The following is a 13,086-nucleotide window of genomic DNA, read 5'->3' as shown; positions in this document are numbered from 1 at the left end:
GGGTTCGAATCCCATGCACCGGGCGCAAACAAAAACGGTCCCCTTGCGAGGACCGTTTCCAATTCAGTGGTGGGCGATGAGGGATGTCCGCGTGCGGCTGGCGCCGCCCGCTTCCGCTTCGTCGCTCCGCTCCTCGCGTGCTGCGCTGGAAAACGCTTCGCGTTTCCTCAGCTCCGCACCCTTGCGGGTTCGAATCCCTCTGCACTGGGCCCAAAAGGGAAAGGCCCCCATCGCTGGGAGCCTTTTCAATCAAGTGGTGGGCGATGAGGGATTCGAACCCCCAGCCTTGTGCGTGTAAAGCACCTGCGCTAACCGTTGCGCCAATCGCCCGCGGGAATTGAGTATAGCGGAAACCCTGCGGGGTTCACCGCTAATTCATAACGAAATCTAAGCGGAGACTTCGATGCCCTTGTTCTCGTCGATAAAGAAGCGCTTGTACCAAATGAGGAACGTCAGCGTGGTATAGATCTTGCGCTGGTTGAGCGCGCGGCCCTCAAAGTGATCGTCGAGCAGCTTCATGAGCGCATCGGTGTCAAAGAAATCGGCAGCCCACGGTGCGGTGAAGTACTCCTTGACGTAGTCGTAGTATTTCTGCTCGCGCAGCCAGAACTTAACTGGCACCGGGAAGCCAACCTTCTTGCGTGTTGCCCACTCATCGGGCAGCGTGCGATTGGCGGCGTGGCGCAGGACAAGTTTGCAGCCCTCTTCGTTGACACGGTAGTTGGCGGGAATATGCTCGGCGAACTCCATGACCTTTTTGTCCAGGAACGGAACGCGGAGCTCCAGGGAGTGTGCCATGCACATCTTGTCTGCCTTGAGCAGGATGTCGCCCGGAAGCCACATGTTCATATCCAGATATTGCTTCTTAGAGAGCTCGCAGCAGTCGGGGACCTGCTTGTAGTACTCTGCGCACATTTCGGAGGCGTTCTTGCCGGTGTCGTAAGCTGGCTTGAGAACCTCGTCAACCTCGGACGGGTCGAACACCTTTGCCTGGCCCACGTACCAGCGCTCGGGGACCTCGGCGCACTTGGTCAGGAAGTTGTGACCCTTAAAGTAGGGGAGATGCTGAACGAGCGAGCCCAGGGCACGGCGCACGCCGAGCGGCACGCGCTTCTTGAAGGATCGCATCTCGGGGGTGTCCTCGTACCACTCGTAGCCGGCAAACAGCTCGTCGGCGCCCTCGCCCGAAAGGACGACGGTAACTTCCTCGGCGGCCATCTGTGCCAGATAGTACAGCGGCACGCTGGAGAGGTTCGATTGCGGCTCGTCCATGTGGTACTGGATATCGGGTAGCGCGTCGAAGAACTCGTCGGCGGTGATCATCTTGCGCACGTTCTTAATGCCAAGCTTGTCGGAAAGCTCGGCGGCGTAGTTGGTCTCGTTGAAGTTCTTGTAGTCAAAGCCGACGGAATACGTGGTGTCGGGCATGAGGCAGGCGGCAATGTAGCTGGAGTCGACGCCGCCGGAGAGGAATGAGCCAACTTTAACATCGGCGATGCGGTGCGCGGCAACGCTCTCGTGCACGACCTTGTCGCACTCGTCCACGTACTCCTCGAAGCTCTTGGAGTTGTCATCGGTAAAGTCGCAGCTCCAGTAGCGCTTGATATCCATAGTTTTGGTCGTAAGGTCGTACGTAAAGCAATGCGCGGGGGCCAGCTTGAACACGCCCTTAAAGAACGTCTCCTCCGTGGCAGGGAACTGCAGCGTGAGGTAGGGACGCAGCGCGTCGCGGTTGACGGCCTTCTCAAACTTGGGGTGGTCCAGGAAGCTCTTGATCTCGGAGCCAAACAGCAGCGAGCCGTCGGAGGCCCGGTAGTAATAGAACGGCTTGATGCCAAAGATGTCACGGGCGCCGAAGAGCTTGTTCCTGTTCTGGTCGTGAATCACGAACGCATACATGCCGCGCAGGCGGTTGACCAGGTCCTCGCCCCACGCCTCGTAGCCGTGCACCAGGACCTCGGTGTCGGCGTTGCAGTGGAAGACGTAGCCGGCAGCCTCGAGCTCGGCGCGAAGCTCCTGGAAGTTGTAGATCTCGCCGTTGAAGACGATGGTGACCTTGCCGTCATCGCTCGACATGGGCTGAGCGCCAGCCTCGGAAAGGTCGAGAATCGAAAGACGGCGGAAGCCGAGAGCGACGTTATCGACGATGTGCTGGCCACCCATATCCGGCCCGCGATGGATGATGCGATTCATCATGGCCGTGAGAACCAGCTCACTCTGTTCATCTGTACCGGTAAAACCGACAAAACCGCACATGCAAGATCCTTTCTGCTGACGGCTTAGGTGCGCTGCCGCAAGGTTTGCAGCAGTCGATATCAATCAATCCTTACTATCATGCCAATCTTTTGCTTCGTGATGGGGCATAAGCGCCGAGGGGACCGAAAAACCACGGCCCGCACGTTGGGTGAAGCGGCGGGCCGTGACTGCGACGATTGCTGTGTGCGAGAGCGCGAGAGGGGCTAGCGCTTGCCGCGCTTGGCAAGGCGGTGCTCTACCTTGGCGACGACGTGGATGAGCGGAATCGTCACAACCAGATAGTAGGGTGCGGCGCAAATATAGGGTGTGATGTTGCCCGTGGTGGTCGTGAGGTTTTTGGAGAACAGCATGAGTTCCATGACGCCGACGCTCGAAAGCAGCGACGTGTCCTTGTAGAGCATGACAAACTCACTGGTCATCCCCGCATCGCGCGCATTTGTAGGGCGGGGGTTTTGTTATTTCGAATTAACCGTGCGCTGGTCCTTGCAAGTTTTTAGGGTGCTGAGACACTCGCAAGGTCAGGTGGCATATTAGGATGGTTGATAATACAGGGGCGCGACCGGATTCATCTGGGACGGTTTTTGCTCTTTTAAGGTTAGGTTTAGCGAGAAAGGTCGTTATATGTCGGGTGCGACGAAGGAGAAGCTGGCTTTGATGCGCTATGTGGAGCTGCTCGAGGCCGAGGCCCTTGTTGTTTCCAAGCCGGATACTCTTTGCGACCAGCGCATCGAGTTTGCGACCGACGACTCGCGCCAGGTACGTCCGGGCACATTGTTTGTCTGCAAGGGCCGTGCGTTCAAGCCCGAGTATCTGGTCTCGGCGATTGCCGAAGGCGCCGTGGCGTACGTGTCCGAGGTTGATTACGACGTCGATATTCCCGCTGTGATCGTCAACGATATCCGCCGTACGCTCGCTGTGGTGGCGGACGCCTATTACGGTCATCCCTCGGGCAAGGTGAAGGTCTGCGCTTTTACGGGCACCAAGGGCAAGTCGACCTGCAGCTTTTATCTGCGTGGCATTCTTGCCAACGAGGCTAAGCTCACGGGCCGTCATCGACCAGCCCTCAACACGGGTATCGAGTTCGATGACGGTATCGAGGCCGGTCCTTCTAAGCTAACGACCCCCGAGTCCTTCCTTTTGCAGTCGCGTATCGCACATGCCGCCGAGGCGGGCGCTCCGTGGCTGGTCATGGAGGCGTCGAGCCAGGGCCTCAAATACGAGCGTACGGGCAAGATTGACTTTGAAGTGGGCGCCTTTACCAATATCGGTGAGGACCATATCTCGCCGATCGAGCACCCCACGCTCGAGGATTACTTTGCCAGCAAGCTCAAGATTTTTTCGCAGAGCCGCTTTGCCGTGGTCAACCTCGATATGGACCACGTCGACCGCGTGCTCGAGGCGGCGTCCCGCTGCGAGCGCACGGTGACGTTTTCGCTGACCGATGGACGCGCCGACGTGCGTGCGTTGGCCATTCGCAACGGCGATTGCGGCGTGATCGCCACGGTCCGCACGCCGCGCTTTACGCGTGACATCGTGATCCCCACGCCCGTCAAGTTCAACGTGTCCAATGCGCTTGCCGCTATTGCCTGCGCCGAGGCCCTCGGCATTTCCGAAGAGGGCATCGTCCATGGCTTTGAGGGCGTCTTTGTTCCCGGTCGCATGGAGCTCTATCCGTCTGCATCGGGCAAGATTTTGGGCGTCGTTGACTATGCGCACAACGGCATGAGCCTCGAGACGCTTTTGCGCGACCTGCGCGAGAACTATCCCGAGCGCGAGCTGGCGGTTGTCTTTGGTGCAACGGGAGGCAAGGGTGTCGATCGCCGTACTACGATGGGTATCGCTGCCGGCAAGTACGCCGATCGCATCGTGATTACCGAGGATGACCCGGGCCCCGAGGACGTTGAGGACATCTGCGCCGAGATTGCGCGCAATGTCCAGGCGCAGGGAAACGATAGCTGGCAGATCGTGTGCGACCGCGCCGCCGCTATTGAGACGGCCGTGCGCGAGACCGACCGCCCCGCTGTGGTTATCGTGACCGGCAAGGGCGAGGAGGAGTGCATGCTGCGCAAGAACGGACCCGAGCCCTGCGAGCGTGATGGCTCGGTTCTCAAACGCATCCTTGCGGCGTACGACGCCTAAGCGCCGTTGCCTTTAGGATGGCGTTTGCGGATCCTCGACGCCCGATGATGCGGTGCCTCTCAAGCGTGTTCACCTTAGGGAAAACGCGGTACCAAGATTAAGTCTTTTCTACGTAATAAATGGAGTGACCATGTCCCACAACACCCTGCCGACCGTTGCCGAGCTTTCGGGCGAGATGCGCGAGCGCCTTGCCAAGGTCAAGTACGTCTTTACCGATCTGGACGCCACGATGCTCGCGCCCGGCTCGTGCGTGCTGCGCGACAACGACGGCAATCCCTCGACCAAGCTCGTCGAGGCCGTCGTGGCGCTTGCCCGCGCTGGCATCCAGGTAATTCCCACCTCGGGTCGCAACCGCACCATGATCCACGAAGATGCCCGCGTGCTCGGCCTCAACTCCTACATTGGCGAGATGGGTGGCCTGGTCATGTACGACCTCAAGGCCAACGACTGGGAGTATCTGACCGGCGACATGCCTTACGACCCCGCCTGCGGCCTTACGCCGCACCAGGTGATTGAGCAAACCGGCGTGTGCGAGAAGATTCTCGCTCGCTGGCCGCACAAGATCGAGTACCACAACGACATGTCGACTGGCTATAAGTACCGCGAGGTCACCGTCGGCATGCGCGGCGATATTCCCGATGACGAGGCGCAGGCCATCCTCGACGAGGCCGGCTGCGGTCTGGTCTGGGCCTGCAACGGCCACTTGACTCATCTGTCCAAGCCGACGACCCTCGAGCTCGATCGCGTCGAGGACGGTCGTGCCTTTAACATCAATCCGTCGGGTCTCGACAAGGGCGTGGCGGTCGCGCGTTTCTGCGAGCATCTGGGCATCGAGCGCGACGAGACGCTGGCGCTCGGCGATTCCGAGTCTGATTTCTACATGGCCGACCACGTGGGCACGTTCTGCCTGGTCGAGAACGGTCTGACCAGCGCCGGCGCGTCCGAGTTTTTTGCGTCCTGCGATAACGCCTTTGTCACGCGTGGCAGGATCGTTGACGGCTGGGCGGCGACGGCGGAGCTGCTCGTCGCGGCCCGTTCATAGCGCAGTGCCGTTACGCTTGGCCATATCTTTTCGAGAGAGAATCTGGTGAGGTAATGTCCGATATCGAGAATCTGGCCGGTGATACGCGCCCCATCGGCGTGTTCGACTCGGGTCTGGGCGGCTTGACGGTTGCGCGCGCGATTGCGACGGCGCTTCCGCACGAGTCCGTCTACTACTTTGGCGATACCAAGCGCTGCCCTTACGGCACCCGCACCGAGGACGAGGTGCGCTCGTTTGCGCTACAGGCGGGGCGCTGGCTTTCGAGACACGACGTCAAGATCATGGTCATCGCCTGCAATACGGCGACGGCAGCGGCGCTTCGCCTGGCTCAGCAGGTGCTCGATGTCCCCGTGATTGGCGTAATCGCGCCGGGCGCGCGTGCCGCCATCAACAGCACCCGCACGCGCCGTGTGGGCGTGCTCGCCACCAACCTCACCATCCGCTCGGGCGCCTACACGCGCGCCATCCAGGACTTGGATGCCGGCGTGGACGTGTATGGCTGCCCTGCCTCGAGCTTTGTCGAGGTTGTCGAGCACGAGCTCGCCTCGGGCGCGCATCTGCAGGAGCAGTGGCTCGAGAACGAGGATATTTTTGATACGCCAGCCGTTCGCGCGCTGGTCAACGCCACAGTCGAGCCACTGCACGATCGTGGCATCGATACCGTGGTGCTCGGCTGTACGCACTTTCCGTTGCTGGTGGGCCCCATCCGTCATGCGTTGGGGCCCGGGGTGCGCGTGGTGAGCTCCGCCGAGGAGACCACCCGCGAGCTGACCGATATCCTCACGCGCCGTGAGCAGCTGGCGGGCAACACCGCCGAGCCGCAGCATCGCTTTGCCACCACGTCCGACAACATTGCCGAGTTTGCGGTGGCGGGCAGCTTTATCTTTGGCCAGCCGCTCAAAAGCATCGAGCATGTCGATATCGATGAACTCGGTTAGGCACGCAATGTCGCCGGAGTCTTCGCCACATCTTTTGCCGAAAGGATAGTTCCATGGAATATATGCAGGTCAACCGCGCCAACGGCCGCGCCGCAAACGAGCTGCGTCCCGTTAAGCTCACCCGCGGCGTCATGAAGCACGCCTACGGCTCGTGCCTGGCAGAGTTTGGCGACACGCGCGTGCTGTGCGCCGCCACCATCGAGGAGGGCGTTCCGGGCTGGCGCAAGGGCGCCAAGGCCGGTTGGGTAACGGCGGAATATGCGATGCTGCCGGCGTCGACCGGCAAGCGCTGCAAGCGCGAACATGCCAACCGCAAGGGCCGTTCCATGGAGATCGAGCGCTTGATCGGCCGCAGCCTGCGCACCGTCGTCAACATGAAGGCGCTCGGCGAGTACACCGTTACCGTTGACTGCGATGTGATCCAGGCCGATGGCGGCACGCGTACGGCGAGCATCACCGGCGCCTGGGTGGCGCTGCACGACGCCCTTGCCATGTGGGTCGAGGCGGGCAAGCTCGAGCGCATTCCGCTTACCGGTCAGGTTGCCGCTATTTCCATGGGCGTCGTCGACGGCAACACCCTGCTCGACTTGGATTATTCCGAGGACAGCCACGCCGAGGTCGACATGAACCTCGTCGCCACCGACTCCGGCGAGATGATCGAGCTCCAGGGTACCGGCGAGCAGGCGCCCTTCGACCGCAAGCGTCTCAACGCCCTGCTCGATCTGGGCGACAAGGGCATCGCCGAGCTCATCGAGCTTCAGCGTCAAGCCCTCGCCTAACCTGCCAAAAGGGGATGTTGATTTTGGCAGGTTTAATCTGCGAAAACGCCGAAGTATAAGACTGCCGTTGATTGAGAGGGGAGAGGCCGAGGCCCTCGTCGTCCTCTACACGGCATTGCTATAAGAGACAAGGAGGCCAGCTATGGCACTTGAGAAGATTGACATCGACACTCTCGACCCGGCGGCGACCATTGTTGTGGCCACGGGTAACGCCCATAAGCTCACCGAGATCGAGGCCATTTTGGGCAAGGTCATGCCCGAGGTGCGCTTTGTGGCGCTCGGCCAGCTGGGCGATTTTGAGGACCCCGAGGAAAACGGCACGACGTTTTTGGAGAACGCCATCATCAAGGCGCAGGCTGCGGTCGAGGAGACGGGCCTTATGGCCATCGCCGACGATTCCGGCTTGGTCGTCGACGCGCTGGACGGCGAGCCGGGTGTGTATAGCGCGCGTTATGCGGGCGTACACGGCGATGATGCCGCCAACAATGCCAAACTTCTCGTTAATCTGGAAGGCGTGGCAGACGAGGATCGCACCGCACGCTTTATGAGTGTCGTTGCGCTCATCGACCAAGACGGCCTGGTCACCTATGGCGAGGGCGCCTGCGAGGGCGTTATCGCACACGAGGGCCGCGGCGACCACGGCTTTGGCTACGACCCGCTGTTCCTGCCGGTCGATACGCCGGGCAAGACTATGGCCGAGCTCACAGCGGACGAGAAGAACGCCATCAGCCATCGTTTCCATGCACTTGAGCACCTGTCCGCCAAACTCACGGGCGAGGAGTAGGCCGTGCGTGCGGTGGTGCAGCGCGTGCTCAACGCCGGTGTGACGGTCGACGGCGAGTGCGTGGGCCGCATTGGGCGCGGCTATCTGGTATTGCTGGGTGTGGGCCATGGCGATACGCGTGCCGAGGCCGATAAACTATGGGGCAAGCTCCGCGGGCTGCGTATCAACGAGGACGAGAACGGCAAGACTAACTTGGCGCTTGCCGATGTCGACGGCGAGGTGCTCGTGGTGTCGCAGTTTACGCTGTTTGCCGATTGCCGCCACGGCCGTCGTCCGTCGTTTACGGATGCTGGCGCGCCCGATGTCGCCAACGAACTTTATGAGTACTTTCTGACGCTCGTCGCCCAGGACGTCGACCGCGTGGCGCACGGCATCTTTGGCGCCGACATGAAAGTCGACCTGGTCAACGACGGCCCGTTCACCATTGTCCTCGATACCGACAATCTGTAAGTAGCCTAATTAGCTACTTGCGTGGGGTTGTAACAGGGTGCTATAGTATTAGAGTTTTGTCTATCTTAGGGGTATTATCCCCTTTTTGAATTGCACCTTCTGGAGGCCCTGTTCATGGAAGAGATGGAAGTCAATTACGTCGACGACATCCACGAGAAGCTGACCGATATGGTGGGCGATCGCGTCAAGGTGAAGGCCAACATGGGCCGTACCCGCGTTGTCGAGCGCATGGGTACCATCAAGAGCGTCCACCCGGCTGTCTTTATCGTCGAGGTTGACGAGCGCCGCGGCCGCAAGTCTCGTCAGTCCTACCAGTACATCGACGTCCTTACCGGTCAGGTTGAACTGTTCGACCCCGAGAGCGGCGAGCACATCTTTACTCCGCTCGGCAACCAGCTCGAGGAGCATTAACGGTGACCGATCGGTCCCTCATCCTTACTGCGCCGGCAAAGATTAACCTCTACCTGGGGGTTCATACCGAGCGCGATACCCGCGGCTACCACAACGTCGATTCCCTGATGGCAGCTGTCGGCCTAGCCGATACCGTGACGGTCACGCCGGCGCAGGCGTTGACCGTCCAGACGGTTCCGGCATCAGATTTTCCCATGCAAAAGAATACTGCCTACCGCGCCGCCGTCGCCATGGCCGATCATTTCGGGCGCGAGGCAAACGTGTGCGTGACGATTGAGAAGCGCATCCCGCTGTGCGCCGGCCTGGGCGGCCCCTCGACGGATGCCGCGGCGGTTATCGTTGCCCTGGCTGAGCTGTGGGGCATCGACCGCACTGATCCTGCGCTGGACGAGATTGCGCGTGGCATCGGCGCCGACGTGCCGTTCTTTTTGCATACGAGCCCCGCATTCTACGTGGGTGGGGGAGACGTTCTGGCAACTGAGTACCCCGCGCTTCCTGTGACGCCCGTTGTGCTGGTCAAGCCGCGGGAGGCGCGCGTTTCGACAATTGAGGCCTATCGACGTTTTGACGAGGCCCCGGTGCCCGCGACTGCGCCCGGTGCCATTGCATCGGCTCTTCGCGCGAGTGATGCGAAGTTGGCGTATTCGCTCATCCATAACAACTTGGGCATCATTTCTGCTTTGATGGAGCCGCAGATCCAGGCGGTTCTCGACTGGCTGCGCGCACAGGAGGGAACCGTTGCCGTGGACGTGTGCGGGTCGGGTGCCTGCTCGTTTGCCATTTGCGACACCGCCGCCACGGCCGAAAGGCTTGCCGGGGCTGCCCAGCAAAATGGCTGGTGGTCCTGCGCGACTGAGCTTATTCCCAACACGGTACAAATCGACGCGCCAAAGAAATAAAAATTTCTCTAGCACGCGGCGAAAAACTTTGTTACTATAGTCGAGCTAACGGGTTGTGGCTCAGTTTGGTAGAGCACTGCGTTCGGGACGCAGGGGTCGCTGGTTCAAATCCAGTCAACCCGACCAGAGCATGAGGAGGGACCGCTTCTTGCGGTCCCTTTTTTTAGCTATTGTTGTGATACCGCGATACCCGCGGTATACTCATTCGAGCTTGTCTCGCTGTTTTGTGGAGGTCTACATGTTTGGACTGAGGGCTCCTGAGCTCATCATTATTCTCGTCGTTGTCCTGATTATCTTCGGGCCCAAGAACCTGCCGAAGCTCGGCAAGTCCCTCGGCTCTACCGTCAAGAATATCCGCGAGGGTATGGAGGGCGACGATAAGGACGAGACCAAGCAGGCCGAGGACGTTGTGGTCGAGGAGTCCGAGGAGGACAAGAAGATCGCAGAGCTCGAGGCCCAGCTCGCCGCTGCCAAGAAAAAGAAGGCAGAGGACGGCGACGCGGACGCAGAGTAGTCCCATCCCTTTGGGGTGAGCACCTGACCGGCTTGCCCGCAGGCTAGCCGGTCTTTTTCGTTATGTTGACAGTTGATTGTTACATCATAGTTGGGGAGATATCCGTATGGACGCAAGCCAGATCGTACTGACCGCTGAGGGCCGCCAGAAGCTCGTCGAGGAGCTCGCTTGGCGTGAGGGCGATTACGCCAAGGAGATCGTCGAGGACATCAAGGAAGCCCGTGCGTTTGGCGACCTTTCGGAGAACTCCGAGTACGATGCCGCCAAGGACAAGCAGGCTCAGAATGCTGCTCGCATTGCCGAGATTCAGGCTATTCTCGCCAACGCTCAGGTTGCTGCCACCACGGGCGATCTGACCGTCTCCATCGGTTCCACCGTTTCGCTGATTGATCCCAACGGTGAGGTCATGGAAGTCACGCTCGTCGGTACCACCGAGACCAACTCGCTCGAGCACAAGATCTCCAACGAGTCCCCGGTCGGCCACGCCATCATCGGCCACGGCGAGGGCGACTCCGTCGAGGTCGTTACGCCTTCCGGCAAGACTCGCGTCTACACCATCGCCAAGATCGCACGCTAGACCACGGTCCCGCGTAAAGGTATGTTTTCGCTCCCTGGGACCGAATCCTGGGGAGCGTTTTAGTTTGAGGAGCTAACTTATGGCAGAGAACCAGAACGCCGCCGAGCAGGCATCGACGCTCAACGACGAGCGCGCCACGCGCCTGGCCAAGCGCGCCGCCCTGTTCGAGGCGGGCCAGAACCCCTATCCCGAGCACTCCGAGATCGAGGACTACGTTGCCGACATCGAGGCTAAGTATGCCGATCTTGCCGATGGCGAAGACACCGAGGACGTCGTGAAGATCGGCGGCCGCGTGGTCGCCAAGCGTGGTCAGGGCAAGATCATGTTCATCGTCGTGCGCGACGCAACGGCCGAGATTCAGCTGTTCTGCCGCATCAACGACATGGATGAGGCAGCCTGGAATACGCTCAAGGCCCTCGACCTTGGCGATATCCTGGGTGTGACCGGTGTGGTTGTGCGTACTCAGCGCGGCCAGCTCTCCGTCGCCCCTAAGAGCGCGACCCTGCTCTCCAAGGCCGTTCGCCCGCTGCCCGAGAAGTTCCACGGTCTCTCCGACAAGGAGACCCGCTATCGTCAGCGCTACGTCGACCTGATCGCCAACGACGATGTTCGCGAGACCTTCCGCAAGCGCTCGCAGATCCTCTCCACCTTCCGTCGCTTTATGGAGTCCGACGGCTACATGGAGGTCGAGACCCCCATCCTGCAGACCATTCAGGGTGGCGCTACGGCTAAGCCGTTCATCACGCACTTTAACGCTCTCGATCAGGAGTGCTACCTGCGCATTGCTACCGAGCTGCACCTCAAGCGCTGCATCGTCGGTGGCTTTGAGCGCGTCTTCGAGATCGGTCGTATCTTCCGTAACGAGGGCATGGACCTCACCCACAACCCCGAGTTCACCACGATGGAGGCCTACCGTGCCTTCTCCGATCTCGAGGGCATGAAGGCGCTCGCCCAGGGCGTCATCAAGGCTGCCAACAAGGCCATCGGCAACCCCGAGGTCATCGAGTACCAGGGCCAGACCATCGATCTTTCCGGTGAGTGGGCAAGCCGCCCCATGACAGATATTGTCTCTGACGTGCTCGGCAAGAAGGTCACCATCGACACGCCTGTCGAGGAGCTTGCTGCCGCCGCGCGCGAGAAGGGCCTGGAGATCAAGCCCGAGTGGACTGCCGGCAAGATCATCGCCGAGATTTACGATGAGCTGGGCGAGGACACCATCGTCAACCCGACCTTCGTGTGCGATTACCCCATCGAGGTCAGCCCGCTCGCCAAGCGTTTTGAGGACGACCCGCGTCTGACCCACCGCTTTGAGCTGGTCATCGCCGGCCACGAGTACGCCAACGCATTCTCCGAGCTCAACGACCCGGTCGACCAGGCTGAGCGCTTTGCCGCCCAGATGGCCGAGAAGGCCGGCGGCGACGATGAGGCCATGGAGTATGACGAGGACTACGTGCGTGCCCTCGAGTACGGTATGCCTCCCGCGGGCGGCATTGGCATCGGTATCGACCGCGTGGTCATGCTGCTCACCAACCAGGCTTCTATCCGCGATGTCCTGCTGTTCCCGCACATGAAGCCCGAGAAGGGTTTCCAGTCCGGTGCCGCTGCCGCCAAGGCTGCAGAGGCCGGCAACGCCGCGAGCCCGTTCGTTAAGTCGCTTAAGCCCACGCTCGATTACTCCAAGATCGCCGTTGAGCCGCTGTTTGAGGAGTTCGTCGACTTCGATACCTTCTCCAAGAGCGATTTCCGCGCTGTGAAGGTCAAGGCATGCGAGGCCGTCAAGAAGTCCAAGAAGCTGCTGAACTTTACGCTCGACGACGGTACCGGTGCCGACCGCACCATCCTCTCCGGCATCCACGAATACTATGAGCCCGAGGACCTGGTCGGCAAGACCCTGCTTGCCATCACCAACCTGCCTCCGCGCAAGATGATGGGCATCCCCAGCTGCGGCATGCTCATCAGTGCCATCCACGAGGAGGAGGGCGAGGAGCGCCTCAACCTGATCCAGCTCGACGCCTCCATTCCCGCCGGCGCAAAGATGTACTAATTGGTTCCGCCGTTCTACCGAACGGCGGACCAGCCGACGCTGCGCGCCGCCCAGGGCGACAATTTGTCATTCAAAAGGCAAGGTATGACCAGAAGGTCTATGCCGCCTTGTTTCAAGGCGCCCTGCTCGCTCTGGCGGACTTTCGCTCATATGACCCAATCCGCTGTCAAGAGCCACAATGGCCCCGCCGACCGCTTGCAATCGGTCGGCGGGGCCTGCCGTTGAACCCGTCCCGGTCCGCCCCCGGCATGTC

General features: G+C 60.7%; 13 protein-coding genes and 2 tRNA genes. 12 read left to right on the top strand and 3 right to left on the bottom strand.

What is annotated here, in order from left to right; all coding sequences use genetic code 11:
- Window positions 1-254: 254 nt before the first annotated feature.
- The 3 genes from ACTQXO_RS08580 to ACTQXO_RS08570 all read right to left on the bottom strand — a co-directional run bounded on the left by ACTQXO_RS08580 (window position 255) and on the right by ACTQXO_RS08570 (window position 2,675).
- Window positions 255-330: transfer RNA gene (locus tag ACTQXO_RS08580), tRNA-Val, on the bottom strand.
- A gap of 57 nt (window positions 331-387) precedes the next feature.
- Window positions 388-2,256 carry an asparagine synthase (glutamine-hydrolyzing) gene (gene asnB / locus ACTQXO_RS08575; RefSeq protein ID WP_441033414.1) on the bottom strand — a complete coding sequence of 623 codons (1,869 nt, stop codon included), beginning with the start codon at window positions 2,254-2,256 and terminating at the stop codon, window positions 388-390.
- A 203-nt stretch (window positions 2,257-2,459) separates the two neighbouring features.
- A complete protein-coding gene (locus ACTQXO_RS08570) occupies window positions 2,460-2,675 on the bottom strand; it encodes a hypothetical protein (protein WP_441033411.1) in 216 nt (71 codons plus the stop codon).
- A 202-nt stretch (window positions 2,676-2,877) separates the two neighbouring features.
- Between ACTQXO_RS08570 and ACTQXO_RS08565 the strand changes: the two genes are divergently transcribed.
- From ACTQXO_RS08565 to lysS, 12 genes are all read left to right on the top strand, one after another.
- Window positions 2,878-4,395, top strand: a complete 1,518-nt coding sequence (locus ACTQXO_RS08565) for a Mur ligase family protein (protein WP_441015129.1) — start codon at window positions 2,878-2,880, stop codon at window positions 4,393-4,395.
- Window positions 4,396-4,525: 130 nt separating this feature from the next.
- Window positions 4,526-5,437, top strand: coding sequence for an HAD family hydrolase (locus ACTQXO_RS08560; protein WP_441039005.1), 912 nt, complete (start codon window positions 4,526-4,528; stop codon window positions 5,435-5,437).
- 53 nt (window positions 5,438-5,490) lie between these two features.
- The gene (gene murI, locus ACTQXO_RS08555) at window positions 5,491-6,375 is read left to right on the top strand and encodes a glutamate racemase (protein WP_117769301.1); all 885 of its coding nucleotides are present in this window, start codon (window positions 5,491-5,493) and stop codon (window positions 6,373-6,375) included.
- 53 nt (window positions 6,376-6,428) lie between these two features.
- Window positions 6,429-7,154, top strand: coding sequence for a ribonuclease PH (gene rph, locus ACTQXO_RS08550; protein ID WP_441039003.1), 726 nt, complete (start codon window positions 6,429-6,431; stop codon window positions 7,152-7,154).
- Window positions 7,155-7,296: 142 nt separating this feature from the next.
- Window positions 7,297-7,938 (top strand): RdgB/HAM1 family non-canonical purine NTP pyrophosphatase, encoded by a 642-nt coding sequence (gene rdgB / locus ACTQXO_RS08545; RefSeq protein ID WP_118206636.1) that lies wholly within the window; start codon window positions 7,297-7,299, stop codon window positions 7,936-7,938.
- Between the two features lie 3 nt (window positions 7,939-7,941).
- A complete protein-coding gene (dtd, locus tag ACTQXO_RS08540) occupies window positions 7,942-8,388 on the top strand; it encodes a D-aminoacyl-tRNA deacylase (protein WP_441039001.1) in 447 nt (148 codons plus the stop codon).
- Between the two features lie 114 nt (window positions 8,389-8,502).
- Window positions 8,503-8,799 carry a Veg family protein gene (locus ACTQXO_RS08535; protein WP_118206416.1) on the top strand — a complete coding sequence of 99 codons (297 nt, stop codon included), beginning with the start codon at window positions 8,503-8,505 and terminating at the stop codon, window positions 8,797-8,799.
- Between the two features lie 2 nt (window positions 8,800-8,801).
- Complete coding sequence (ispE, locus tag ACTQXO_RS08530) at window positions 8,802-9,698, top strand: 4-(cytidine 5'-diphospho)-2-C-methyl-D-erythritol kinase (protein ID WP_441038999.1); 897 nt, start codon at window positions 8,802-8,804, stop codon at window positions 9,696-9,698.
- Between the two features lie 49 nt (window positions 9,699-9,747).
- A tRNA-Pro gene (locus ACTQXO_RS08525) sits at window positions 9,748-9,824 on the top strand.
- 112 nt (window positions 9,825-9,936) lie between these two features.
- Window positions 9,937-10,212, top strand: coding sequence for a twin-arginine translocase TatA/TatE family subunit (tatA, locus tag ACTQXO_RS08520; RefSeq protein ID WP_195838497.1), 276 nt, complete (start codon window positions 9,937-9,939; stop codon window positions 10,210-10,212).
- A 106-nt stretch (window positions 10,213-10,318) separates the two neighbouring features.
- The gene (gene greA, locus ACTQXO_RS08515) at window positions 10,319-10,789 is read left to right on the top strand and encodes a transcription elongation factor GreA (protein WP_006234960.1); all 471 of its coding nucleotides are present in this window, start codon (window positions 10,319-10,321) and stop codon (window positions 10,787-10,789) included.
- Between the two features lie 79 nt (window positions 10,790-10,868).
- The gene (lysS, locus tag ACTQXO_RS08510; RefSeq protein WP_154514782.1) at window positions 10,869-12,833 is read left to right on the top strand and encodes a lysine--tRNA ligase; all 1,965 of its coding nucleotides are present in this window, start codon (window positions 10,869-10,871) and stop codon (window positions 12,831-12,833) included.
- Window positions 12,834-13,086 lie beyond the last annotated feature (253 nt).

Origin of the sequence: Collinsella sp. LCP19S3_D5, from assembly GCF_052121415.1 — a bacterium.
Lineage (GTDB): Bacteria > Actinomycetota > Coriobacteriia > Coriobacteriales > Coriobacteriaceae > Collinsella.
The sequence above is the reverse complement of the archived record's forward strand: the minus strand, read 5'-3'. Positions and strand labels throughout refer to the sequence as shown.

Bases quoted from the DNA above. Each gene is read 5' to 3' on its own strand.
- ACTQXO_RS08560 (WP_441039005.1), top strand. From the start codon at position 4,526: ATGTCCCACAACACCCTGCCGACCGTTGCCGAGCTTTCGGGCGAGATG.
- ACTQXO_RS08535 (WP_118206416.1), top strand. From the start codon at position 8,503: ATGGAAGAGATGGAAGTCAATTACGTCGACGACATCCACGAGAAGCTG.
- asnB (WP_441033414.1), bottom strand. From the start codon at position 2,256: ATGTGCGGTTTTGTCGGTTTTACCGGTACAGATGAACAGAGTGAGCTG.
- tatA (WP_195838497.1), top strand. From the start codon at position 9,937: ATGTTTGGACTGAGGGCTCCTGAGCTCATCATTATTCTCGTCGTTGTC.
- greA (WP_006234960.1), top strand. From the start codon at position 10,319: ATGGACGCAAGCCAGATCGTACTGACCGCTGAGGGCCGCCAGAAGCTC.
- rph (WP_441039003.1), top strand. From the start codon at position 6,429: ATGGAATATATGCAGGTCAACCGCGCCAACGGCCGCGCCGCAAACGAG.
- ACTQXO_RS08570 (WP_441033411.1), bottom strand. From the start codon at position 2,675: ATGACCAGTGAGTTTGTCATGCTCTACAAGGACACGTCGCTGCTTTCG.
- lysS (WP_154514782.1), top strand. From the start codon at position 10,869: ATGGCAGAGAACCAGAACGCCGCCGAGCAGGCATCGACGCTCAACGAC.
- rdgB (WP_118206636.1), top strand. From the start codon at position 7,297: ATGGCACTTGAGAAGATTGACATCGACACTCTCGACCCGGCGGCGACC.
- ACTQXO_RS08565 (WP_441015129.1), top strand. From the start codon at position 2,878: ATGTCGGGTGCGACGAAGGAGAAGCTGGCTTTGATGCGCTATGTGGAG.
- murI (WP_117769301.1), top strand. From the start codon at position 5,491: ATGTCCGATATCGAGAATCTGGCCGGTGATACGCGCCCCATCGGCGTG.